The organism is Marinobacter sp. BSs20148, assembly GCF_000283275.1.
GTDB classification, from domain to species: domain Bacteria; phylum Pseudomonadota; class Gammaproteobacteria; order Pseudomonadales; family Oleiphilaceae; genus Marinobacter; species Marinobacter psychrophilus.
On record NC_018268.1, the window covers coordinates 2669773 to 2680775 of the forward strand.

Sequence of the window (11003 nt, forward strand, 5' to 3'; positions counted from 1 at the left end):
AAAGCGTTAAGAATTGTAACGTTACGTGAAATACCTTGGGGTCAGACCCCCAATTCAGCTGAGAAATTGCCGGCGCCCTGACGTTTTTAGAACAACTGCGGGTGAATTTCTTGCCCTATGCGATAGCCGTTATGTTTGCGGCGTCGGCGTCTTTTATCACGCCCCTTGGTTACCAGACCAATCTAATGGTCTATGGTCTAGGGCACTATGAGTTTGCTGGTGGGGTCTGTGGCAATCGGGTTAATCCCGTTGGTTTGGTCGTTCCACGGATCGTTCTTCGCACGAAAGCATGGAGGTGATGGTCGAAGAAAAAGTTGAGTGGGGGGTAGGGAAACTGCTAAAACCTCATTATGGATATCCTTGTATCTATTTTGCTATGAATGTCCATGTAATGGATATGGAGGTATCTAATGATTAGTCTTGTATCGGGGCGAGATGTTCAGGCCGCATTGGCGGGCTACGTGCAGCAGCGCCGTGAGGCGGTTTACTTGTCGCTGGCAGAGCGAGCGGGCTTGCAGCCTCCCCGTTGGCAGTTGCTTGCCGCCCCGGGGGAATCCGGTGCCAGGGCCTGGCTTGCGGTTGAGCGGTTTGACCGGGTATGGCGCGCCGATGATGTGTCGGGCTGTGTGCATCTGCACAGCGCCTGTGGCTTGCTGGATGCTGATTCGCGCGCGCCCAGTCTGGATTATTAGGATTTAATCAAAGCCAGCGGCCAGTTGTGTCGTGGCGCTAAGGCTGCACAATTACAGTTCTTGCGGGCGGTGTTTAATCTATTTGCCTTGAATCAGGATGATCACAGCAAAAACTGGCCGCTGAAGCGGGTTGTGCCAATTGGCCGCAGGCTCGCCAGGAAATACAGCACGTGGTGGGTGCACTAGCCGGGTTTTCAGCGGTCGCAACAGAGCTTGGGGTGGGCGCCGAGACCACCCGGTTAATACAGCAGCAGCTCGATCAAACGTATCAGCAGAACAGTGGGATTCTGTAGAATGTCTTGGGGTCTGACCCCTACTTGAGTTTTTTGATCTGCTGAGGCAGATTACCAATACTAAAGATAAGTTCACAAGGAATGTGAAATGCCCCGCCGACTACGGATTTGTCCCACCGGGATGCCCCAGCATGTGATTCAGCGGGGCAATAACCGGCAGATTTGTTTTCAGGATTTGGCCGATCGAGCCACTTACGCCATGTATCTTTCGCGCTACCAGCGCAAGTTCGAGGTAGATGTTCACGCCTGGGTGCTGATGAACAATCACACACACCTACTGGTTACGCCGAACTCTGACACCGCACTCTCTGACTTCATGAAGGCCGTGGGCCAGAACTATGCCCAGTATTACAACCACAAGCATGAGCGCTCCGGGACTCTGTGGGAGGGCCGATTCAAGTCTTGCCTGGTGGATACCGAACAGTATTTTCTTCAGTGCCAGCGCTATATCGAGCTGAATCCGGTGAAGGCAGGGCTGGTGGCTTATGCCGGCGACTATCAATGGTCCAGTTACAACTGCCACGCTTATGGCATGCACTCCAAACTGCACACACCGCACAAGTGTTACCTGAATTTTCAGCCGGATCCCGACAAGCGCTTCATGAGTTACCGGTCGTTTGTCGCCAGTCCCGCGCCTGAGGGCATGGCCGATCAGATTCACCAAGCGGCGATTTCCGGGAAGGCGCTGGGGTCGGAGGAGTTCCAAGCGCGTGTGGCCGCCCGGTTTCGATAAGCTGGGGTCTGACCCCACTTTCACTAAGGAGAATACGCCATGACTTCTAACGGTATGCGCCCAATCCACCCTGGGGAAATACTTCGGGAAGAGTATCTAAAGCCACTGGAAATGAGCGTAAATGCACTTTCCAAGGCACTGCATGTTCCGACAACCCGGATGAATGAAACTGTCCGAGAAAACCGAGGTATCACAGCAGACACAGCGATGCGTCTTGCCCGTTACTTCGGAACCAGTGAGCGCTTCTGGCTAAATTTGCAAACTGAGTATGAGCTTCGCAAGGCACAGATCAACAAGGCGGAGCAAGTGGCGCGAGAGGTTCAGCCTCATGCGGCGTGATCATTTTGGGGTCTGACCCCAATTTAGAAAACGGCCAGTACCTCTTCCAGCTCTTGAATCATTTGCCGTATAAGTTGTTTGTACTGGGAAATATCGTCTTTCGCTTCCACGCTGGACAGTTGCTGCTTCGCGCCGCCGATGGTGTAGCCCTGATCGTACAATAAGCTACGGATCTGGCGGATGGTGATGACGTCGGCGCGTTGATAGTAGCGGCGATTGCCGCGGCGCTTTACCGGGGACAATTGGGGGAATTCCTGTTCCCAGTAGCGCAATACGTGAGCTTTTACAGCGCACAGCTCTGCTACCTCGCCAATGGCAAAATAGCGTTTGCCCGGGATGACCGGCAGTTCGTTGTTATTGCTGGGTTCCAACATACTTATTGCCCGATTCCAATCTGGCTGAACTAGGGACGGGCTTCAAGCAGGGACAGACTTGAATTCTGTCCCTGCTTAAAGCCCGTCCCCATCTGTAAAGTCTGGTTATTGCTTAGGTTCAACGTAGGCTTCGACTTTTGCCTTGAGCTTCTGGCCGGGGCGGAAGGTGACCACACGGCGGGCGCAGATGGGGATTTCTTCACCGGTTTTTGGATTGCGGCCGGGGCGCTCTTTTTTATCGCGCAGGTCAAAATTGCCGAATCCTGACAATTTCACCTGTTCGTTATGGCTGAGTGCGCCGCGAACTTCGTCGAAAAAGGCCTCTACCATTTCCTTGGCTTCACGTTTGTTCAGGCCAAGTTCGTCGTATAGGCGCTCGGCCATTTCCGCTTTTGTCAAAGCCGTCATCCGTTAACTCCTTAGTGTTGCCCCCAATTCAGCTTTCAGGGCTTCTATTACGCCGTTAAACAGCCCGTGCACTTCGTCTTCGGTCAGTGTGCGCTGCGGGTGTTGCCAGAACAAGCTGAGTGCCAAGCTACGATTGCCTTCGCTCTCGCCTTTACCGAGGCTTTCGCCCTGGTATACATCGAATGCACGAAGTGCGTTTAGGTGCTCGCCGGCGTGGGATGTTGCCACACGCTCGACGTCCGCAAATTTCACGTCGCTTCCGATAATAATAGCCAAATCTCGACGAACTTCTGGGAATTTTGAAACATCTTTGAAATTAGGCACATAACCGGTAACGATTGGGTTCAAGAATAGCTCAAACATTATAACTGTGCCATTAAGTTCCATATTTTTCTGCACCTGCGGGTGCAAGGTGCCCAACCACCCTACTGGCTGCCCGTCGCGCAGCAATTCGGCGGTCTGACCGGGGTGCAACGCCGGGTGTTTTCCGGCGCGAAACTCCACTGTAATGCCTAGCAAGCGGAACAGACTTTCCAATTCTCCTTTTACATCAAAGAAGTCGGTGTTTCTGCGACCGTTTACCCAGTTTTCAGGATTTTGGTTGCCGGTGACGACGCCTGCCAGCATGGGCTGTTGAAGAATGCGTTCGCCATCTTTCACAAACCGCAGGCCACTTTCAAACAGGCGAATGCGTGGCTGCTGCCGGTTCTGGTTGTGGACCACGGTTTTTAGCAGGCCGCTCCACAGGGTAGTGCGCATGACGGACAGCTCTACAGAGATCGGATTGGCCAAAGCGATGCCTTCGTTCTGCGGATCTAACTGTTCCTGCACTTTCGGGTCCACGAAGCTATAGGTAATGGCTTCCTGGTAACCATTGGCGACAAAATAGTTGCGGATGGCGCTCAGAGGGCGGGTGTCTTCGGCTTTGGGACGCAGGCCCAGTGAACCTGTGGGTTCGGTGACCGGCAAGTTATTATAGCCGTAGATGCGCCCTACTTCTTCGATCAGGTCTTCTTCGATGGTGATGTCCGGGCGGAAGCTGGGAGCGCTGACTTTCCAGCCGTTGTCTAACCTCTCTTCTACCGCCAGGCCCAGGCGGGTAAGGATATCTTCCACTTTGGCGTTTGCGATGGCCAAGCCCAGTACGTCAGCCAGGCGCTTTTCGCGCAATACGATGGAGATCGGCGTTGGCAGATGTTCGGTGCTGGTGACGTCCACAATCTCACCGGGCTCACCACCGACGATACTAACCAACAGCTCGGTGGCGCGTTCCATGGCGTCGCGGGCCAAGTTGTAGTCTACGCCACGCTCGAAACGGTGACTGGCATCTGTGTGCAAGCCGTAATGACGGGCTTTTCCGGCCAGGGTGATCGGGTCGAAATAGGCCGATTCCAGCACCAGGTCACGAGTTTTTGGGCTCACACCGGAGTGTTCGCCGCCCATTACGCCGGCAATGGCGATGGGCTTGCTGTGGTCTGCTATTACCAGAGTCTGTTCGCTCAGGGTGACTTCCAGGCCGTCCAGCAGTACCAGCTTTTCTTCAGGCTTGGCCATGCGCACCACAATGCCACCGTCAATTTCGGCGCGATCAAAGGCGTGCATGGGCTGGCCTTGCTCCAGCAGAATGTAGTTGGTGACGTCTACTGCAGCGTCTATAGAACGGACGCCGGAGCGACGCAGTTTTTCCTTCAACCACAGTGGGCTTTTCGCGGTTAAGTCCACATTGCGCAGAATGCGGCCCAGGTAGCGCGGGCAGCCGGCGGGGGCTTCTACGCGCACATCGGGCACCTCGCTGTGGGTGGCGGCTACCTTCCGGATAGAAGGCGCGTTCAGCGGCAGGCTGTTAAGTACGCCTACTTCCCGGGCCAGGCCTTTGATGGAGAGGCAATCAGCGCGGTTTGGGGTTAGATCTACATCGATAGCAATGTCGTTCAATTGCAGGTAATCGGCAAAAGACGTGCCCACAGGGGCGTCGGCCGGCAACTCCAAGATGCCATCGTGGTCATCAGACAGACCCAGTTCGGCGCCCGAACACAGCATGCCGACAGAGGGCTGGCCGCGGAGTTTGGCTTTTTTAATTTTGAAATCGCCGGGCAATACAGCGCCCAGTTCGGCGAAGGGTACTTTGATGCCGGCACGCACATTAGGAGCGCCGCAGACCACTTGCACTTGGGTGCTGCCGTTGCTGACCTGGCACACTCGCAGTTTGTCTGCATCTGGGTGAGCGTCTACGCTGAGGACTTCGCCAACGATTATGCCGGAAAATTTGCCCGCCACCGATTCGAAGCCGTCGACTTCCAGGCCGGCCATGGTGATTTGGTCCATCAACTGCTGGGAGTCCAGAGCCGGGTTAACCCATTCGCGCAGCCACTGTTCACTGAATTTCATGGTAATCGCCTTAATCTATTGCGGTGTCGCCTGTTGACTGAAATGCCGTGCCGTTTTTGGCTGGCGTGCCGTCCCGGTTCAAAAGGGTATTTAACGGAACTGGCGCAGAAAGCGCAGATCGTTCTCGAAGAACATGCGCAGGTCGTTGACGCCGTAGCGCAGCATGGCCAGGCGTTCTACGCCCATGCCAAAGGCAAAGCCACGGTATTCTTCGGCGTCTATGCCGCAGTGCTCGAACACTTTCGGGTGCACCATGCCGCAGCCCATGACTTCCAGCCACTTGATGCTGCCATCGGCTTCACGGCCCCACTCGATGTCTACTTCCGCCGAGGGCTCGGTAAACGGGAAGTAAGACGGGCGGAAACGTACTTTCAGGTCGCGCTCGAAGAACACCCGCAAAAACGCTTCCACGGTGCTTTTCAGGTCGGCGAAGCTGACGTTCTTTTCAATCAACAGTCCTTCCACCTGATGGAACATGGGGGTGTGGGTCATGTCGGAATCGCAGCGGTACACGCGGCCTGGGCAGATCATGCGGAACGGCGGTTTACCGGCTTCCATGGTGCGGATCTGTACTGGCGAGGTGTGAGTGCGCAGCAGGGTGCCAGGATCAAAATAAAAGGTGTCGTGCATGGCACGGGCCGGGTGGTGGCCGGGAATATTTAGGGCTTCGAAGTTATGGTAGTCGTCTTCGATTTCCGGGCCTTGTTCCACGCTGTAACCGGCACTGGCAAAAAAGTCTTCAATGCGCTGCAGGGTGCGGGTAACCGGGTGTAAACCACCGAGTTCCTGGCCGCGGCCTGGTAGGGTTACGTCAATGGATTCGCTGGCCAGTTTGGCTTCAATGGCGATGCGTTCAAGGTCGCTGCGGCGGGCGTTGATGGCCTGCTCTACCTGGCTTTTGGCGTCGTTGATTTTCTGACCCGCAGCGGGGCGTTCCTCGCTAGAGAGCTTGCCCAGTGTTTTAGCCTGCTGGGTAATCGCCCCTTTTTTGCCCAGGTATTCCACACGAATGTAATCAAGCGCCTGCAGGTTGTCGGCGTTTGCAACCCCCGCTAATCCGTCCTGAACCAGCTGCTTCAGGTTTTCCATTGACCCTGCTCCAAACCAGAAATGAAGACGTCACCCTTTACGTTCATAAACGGGTGAAATCTATAAAAAGTGAAGTCTATAAACAAACGAAATCCGGAAACAAAAATAGGGGAAGAGCGTGCCCTTCCCCTATTAAACGCTGCCAGGCCGTTAATGCTTGGCAGCGGATCGATTCGTGATCGATGATAGAGCTTACGCGATCACAAGGATGCTTTGGCTTTCTCAACAACCGCAGCAAACGTTTGCTGCTCGTTCATGGCCAGGTCGGCCAGAACTTTACGGTCGATTTCCACGTTGGCCTTTTTCAGGCCAGCGATCAAACGGCTGTAAGACAAGCCATTGGCACGGGCACCGGCGTTAATACGCGCAATCCACAGTGCGCGGAAGGCGCGCTTGCGGTTACGACGGTCACGGTACGCATACTGACCTGCTTTAATAACCGCTTGCTTGGCAACGCGGTACACACGACTACGGGCACCGTAGTAACCTTTAGCCTGCTTTAGAATCTTCTTGTGACGACGGCGTGCAACCACACCACGTTTAACACGAGCCATACTATAATCCTTCTACCTTAAAAACCGTTGAGGTGCGTGTGCTCTAAACTCCGAGCATGCGCTTTACGGAAGCCACATCAGACTTTGCGATAAGCTTGGTTCCACGCAGCTGACGCTTACGCTTCGGGCTTTTCTTGGTCAGGATGTGACTGGTGAAGGACGACTTGTGTTTGAAGCCGGTGGCAGTTTTCTTAAACCGCTTGGCTGCTCCACTTTTCGTTTTCATTTTCGGCATTTTTTAAAACTCCGCATTCTGTTTTTTTGATACATCGAGTGTAAACCTGAAACGCAAACCCCCCACATTTGGCAGGGGATGAGCAACAACGACAGGCTTACTTCTTTTTGCGGGGGGCGATAATCATGGTCATCTGGCGGCCTTCCATTTTCGGACGCATCTCTACAGTTGCCATTTCTTCCATGTCTACTTCAATGCGTTCCATGAGTTTCATACCAATTTCTTGGTGTGCCATCTCACGGCCACGGAAGCGAACAGTGATTTTGCCGCGGTCCCCGGCTTCAAGGAAACGTATCAGGTTGCGTAGTTTTACCTGATAATCCCCTTCTTCAGTTCCTGGACGGAACTTAAGCTCTTTGACTTGCGTCTGTCTTTGTTTCTTCTTGGCAACGGCCTTCGCTTTTTTCTCGTCGAAGATCTTCTTGCCATAATCCATTATTTTACAGACGATCGGATCGGAATCTGTCACTTGCACCAGATCCAGAGTCGCCTCTTCTGCCATCCTGAGGGCTTCTGCGATTGAAACCACACCTACTTGCTCGCCATCGGCGTCAATCAGACGGACTTCAGTTGCATCAATGTTCTCATTGATTGGCGCCTTTGGTGTACGCGCACCCCGATTCGTTCTCTGTTTAATAATTAATTCTCCAACTTGGTTCTGCTCTTGCGCCCAACATCTTCTTGCAGAAGTTGTTCGAACGCTTCGAGCGATAGTGTTCCCAAATCTTCACCTTTGCGGGTTCTCACCGCAACGGTGTTGTTCTCGACTTCTTTATCGCCGACAACCACAAGAAAGGGAACCTTGTTAATTGTGTGCTCGCGGATTTTAAAGCCGATCTTCTCGTTTCTCAAGTCAGCATTCACCCTAAAGCCCAAAGAATCCCACTTTTTCGCAAGATTCTCGCAATATTCCCGCTGATTATCGGTGATATTGAGAATGGCAACCTGTGTTGGGGCTAGCCAACTGGGGAATGCGCCTTCGTATTCTTCAATCAGAATACCGATGAAACGCTCAAACGACCCAAGTACCGCACGGTGCAGCATAACCGGCGTTTTGCGTTCGGAGTTATCCGACACATATTGTGCGCCTAAACGGCCCGGCATGCTGAAGTCTACCTGAATGGTCCCGCATTGCCATACCCGGCCGATGCAGTCTTTCAGGGAAAACTCAATTTTCGGGCCATAAAACGCGCCTTCGCCTGGCAACAGTTCCCATTTCACGCCTTCGCGGTTCAAAGCCTGTTCCAGTGCGGCTTCGGATTTGTCCCAGACTTCGTCAGAACCCACGCGCTTTTCCGGGCGGGTCGACAGTTTATATAGAATCTCGGTGAAGCCGAAGTCTTTGTAAACTTCGTGCAACAGGTCGATGAATTTCGACACTTCGTTCTGGATGTCGCTTTCTTCACAGAAGATGTGGGCATCGTCTTGGGTAAAGCCGCGCACGCGCATCAGACCGTGCAATGCACCGGACGCTTCGTTGCGGTGGCAGGAGCCGAATTCCGCCAGGCGCAGGGGCAAATCTTTGTGGCTTTTCAGGCCTTGGTTGAACACCTGGATGTGGCATGGGCAGTTCATAGGCTTGATAGCAAAGTCGTGTTTTTCCGACTCGGTGGTAAACATGCCCTCTTTAAACTTGTCCCAGTGGCCGGACTTTTCCCACAGCGAGCGGGACACAATCTGGGGTGTTTTGATTTCCTGATAACCGTGGCGGCGCAGGATATCGCGCATGTACTGTTCCATTTTCTGATAAATGGTCCAGCCGTCCGGATGCCAGAACACCATACCCGGGGCTTCTTCTTGCATGTGGAACAGGTTCAGCTTTTTGCCAACTTTGCGGTGGTCGCGCTTTTCGGCTTCTTCGATACGATGCACGTAAGCTTTCAGGTCTTTCTTATTGGCCCAGGCGGTGCCGTAGACACGCTGCAACTGTTCGTTGTTAGTATCACCACGCCAGAACGCACCGGATACCTTTGTCAGCTTGAAGGCTTTCATTTTGCCGGTGCTGGGCACGTGGGGGCCGCGGCACAGGTCGATGAAATCACCCTGGCGGTAAAATGACAGGTCTTCTGCGCCGGGAATGTCTTCAATGATGCGAACTTTGTACTCTTCGCCCATGCTGCTGAACAGCTCTACGGCTTCGCTGCGAGACATAACCGAGCGGGAAACCGGCAGGTCTTGCTTGGCCAGTTCTGCCATGCGTTTTTCAATACGGGCCAGGTCTTCGTTGGTGAAGGGGCGATCGTATTTGAAATCGTAGTAAAAACCGTCGTCAATCACTGGGCCGATGGTGACCTGGGCTTCCGGGAACAGCTCTTTAACCGCCATAGCCAGCAGGTGGGCGGTGGAGTGACGGATAACATCAAGGCCGTCTTCGTCACGCTCGGTGATAATAGCCAGCTGTGCGTCGTGTTTAATCAGGTAGCTGGTGTCGACAAGCGTTCCGTCGACTTTACCGGCCAGTGCGGCCTTGGCTAGGCCGGCGCCAATGTCGGCGGCCACGTCGTGCACGGTGACGGCTTCGGAAAAACTTCGGTGACTGCCGTCAGGCAAGGTTACTACGGGCATGGTGTGCTCCTGAGAGTGCTCAGCGGTGATCTATACCAGAGATCACTTGTTTGGATGGCCGCCACGATACAAACCGCGGTGCCGAGATTGGTGCGGAGTCTAACAGAAAAGAACCCGGCGGGTTAATGGCGGGTTCTGCTTAGGTCGCAGAGCGGGGGCGGATTTTAAATCCGTCCCCTACTTGAAGGATTGTGCTTACTGCATCAGGCCGGCTTCTTTGTAGTATCTGACGGCACCCGGATGCAGGGGGGCACTTAAGGCATCTGACACCATTTCTTCTTTGTTCAGGTTATGAAAGGCAGGATGCAGGCGTTTGAAGCTGTCAAAGTTTTCAAACACGGCGCGTACCACTTGGTAAACCACATCGTCTGGCACGTCTGTAGACGATACAAAAGTGGCTGCAACGCCGAAGGTGGTTACGTCTGCATCGCTACCGCGGTACATGCCACCGGGAATGATGGCTTTGCGGTAGTAGGGATAGTTGTTGATCAGTTTTTTGGTGGCGCTGTTGTCAACGCTGACTATAACGCTGTTGCAGGAAGTGGTGGCATCTTTTATCGCGCCTGATGGATGGCCTACGGTGTAGAAGAACGCGTCGATATTGCCATTGCACAGGGCCTGGGACTGATCGGCCGCTTTCAGCTCGGCCGCCAAAGCGAATTTGTCCATTTTCCAGCCCATTTCTTTCATCAGCGTTTCGGCGGTGGCACGCTGCCCGGACTCCGGGTCGCCAACCGCGACTCGCTTGCCTTTCAGATCTTCAAAGGTGGTGATTCCCGAGCTTTTGCTGGCAACAACGGTGAACGGCTCCGGGTGCATGGAGAAAACCGCGCGCAGTTTTTTGTTGGCACCGTCGCCCTCAAACTGGCTGCTGCCGTTGTAAGCGTGAAACTGCCAGTCAGATTGGACGACGGCCAAGTCCAGCTCACCTTGGGCTATGGCGTTCAAGTTGAAGACAGAACCACCGGTGCTTTTAACTGAGCAGCGAATGCCATGGTCTTTACGGTCCATATTGACCAGGCGGCAAATAGCTCCACCGGCCGGGTAATACACACCGGTAACGCCACCAGTACCGATTGTAATGAACCGCTGCTCTTGAGCAGAAACCGTGGCAAAGGCTCCGCCGAGACTCAGTGCCGCGGTAATCGCCAACACAGAGACTTTCAGTTTCACCGCCATCTTGGTTGTCCTTTTTACTGTCATGACCCTTAGAGCCCCGCGAACGAGAAAATCCAGCTTTTGGCGAGCTATTAAAACATAGACCCACCAGCCGGATAAATGAATCTGGCCATTTAAGCCAGAAGGGACACCAGACGCCTGAGTAAAAAGAAAA

The 11003-nt window shown here is 53.8% G+C and carries 12 protein-coding genes and 1 pseudogene; 4 read left to right on the forward strand and 9 right to left on the reverse strand.

Annotated features, from left to right (window positions below):
- Nucleotides 1-74 precede the first annotated feature (74 nt).
- From MRBBS_RS20490 to MRBBS_RS12110, 4 genes and pseudogenes are all read left to right on the forward strand, one after another.
- Nucleotides 75-318 (forward strand): annotated as a pseudogene (locus MRBBS_RS20490) (hypothetical protein); the annotation flags it as partial.
- Between the two features lie 92 nt (nucleotides 319-410).
- Nucleotides 411-692 carry a HipA domain-containing protein gene (locus tag MRBBS_RS20050; RefSeq protein WP_014871807.1) on the forward strand — a complete coding sequence of 94 codons (282 nt, stop codon included), beginning with the start codon at nucleotides 411-413 and terminating at the stop codon, nucleotides 690-692.
- A 381-nt stretch (nucleotides 693-1073) separates the two neighbouring features.
- Nucleotides 1074-1718: a transposase gene (locus MRBBS_RS12105; protein ID WP_144012714.1), complete on the forward strand. Its 645-nt coding sequence runs from the start codon at nucleotides 1074-1076 to the stop codon at nucleotides 1716-1718.
- A gap of 39 nt (nucleotides 1719-1757) precedes the next feature.
- Nucleotides 1758-2057, forward strand: a complete 300-nt coding sequence (locus tag MRBBS_RS12110) for a HigA family addiction module antitoxin (protein ID WP_187290758.1) — start codon at nucleotides 1758-1760, stop codon at nucleotides 2055-2057.
- A gap of 23 nt (nucleotides 2058-2080) precedes the next feature.
- On the opposite strand, the gene MRBBS_RS12115 is transcribed toward MRBBS_RS12110, so the two are convergent.
- The 9 genes from MRBBS_RS12115 to MRBBS_RS12155 form a co-directional block, all read right to left on the reverse strand.
- On the reverse strand, nucleotides 2081-2431 hold the full coding sequence (locus MRBBS_RS12115; protein ID WP_041635277.1) for a MerR family transcriptional regulator: 351 nt from the start codon (nucleotides 2429-2431) through the stop codon (nucleotides 2081-2083).
- A gap of 105 nt (nucleotides 2432-2536) precedes the next feature.
- Nucleotides 2537-2839 (reverse strand): integration host factor subunit alpha, encoded by a 303-nt coding sequence (ihfA, locus tag MRBBS_RS12120; RefSeq protein WP_014871812.1) that lies wholly within the window; start codon nucleotides 2837-2839, stop codon nucleotides 2537-2539.
- Between the two features lie 3 nt (nucleotides 2840-2842).
- Entirely contained in the window at nucleotides 2843-5227 is a 2385-nt protein-coding gene (gene pheT / locus MRBBS_RS12125) for a phenylalanine--tRNA ligase subunit beta (protein WP_014871813.1), read from the reverse strand.
- 90 nt (nucleotides 5228-5317) lie between these two features.
- Nucleotides 5318-6316, reverse strand: a complete 999-nt coding sequence (gene pheS, locus MRBBS_RS12130) for a phenylalanine--tRNA ligase subunit alpha (RefSeq protein ID WP_014871814.1) — start codon at nucleotides 6314-6316, stop codon at nucleotides 5318-5320.
- 200 nt (nucleotides 6317-6516) lie between these two features.
- Nucleotides 6517-6870 (reverse strand): 50S ribosomal protein L20, encoded by a 354-nt coding sequence (rplT, locus tag MRBBS_RS12135; RefSeq protein ID WP_007351562.1) that lies wholly within the window; start codon nucleotides 6868-6870, stop codon nucleotides 6517-6519.
- Nucleotides 6871-6913: 43 nt separating this feature from the next.
- Nucleotides 6914-7105 (reverse strand): 50S ribosomal protein L35, encoded by a 192-nt coding sequence (rpmI, locus tag MRBBS_RS12140; RefSeq protein ID WP_014871815.1) that lies wholly within the window; start codon nucleotides 7103-7105, stop codon nucleotides 6914-6916.
- A 97-nt stretch (nucleotides 7106-7202) separates the two neighbouring features.
- Nucleotides 7203-7742 carry a translation initiation factor IF-3 gene (infC, locus tag MRBBS_RS12145; protein ID WP_083847052.1) on the reverse strand — a complete coding sequence of 180 codons (540 nt, stop codon included), beginning with the start codon at nucleotides 7740-7742 and terminating at the stop codon, nucleotides 7203-7205.
- A 2-nt stretch (nucleotides 7743-7744) separates the two neighbouring features.
- Nucleotides 7745-9670 carry a threonine--tRNA ligase gene (gene thrS, locus MRBBS_RS12150; protein WP_014871817.1) on the reverse strand — a complete coding sequence of 642 codons (1926 nt, stop codon included), beginning with the start codon at nucleotides 9668-9670 and terminating at the stop codon, nucleotides 7745-7747.
- Between the two features lie 195 nt (nucleotides 9671-9865).
- Nucleotides 9866-10849 carry a TAXI family TRAP transporter solute-binding subunit gene (locus MRBBS_RS12155; protein ID WP_014871818.1) on the reverse strand — a complete coding sequence of 328 codons (984 nt, stop codon included), beginning with the start codon at nucleotides 10847-10849 and terminating at the stop codon, nucleotides 9866-9868.
- Between the last annotated feature and the right edge of the window lie 154 nt (nucleotides 10850-11003).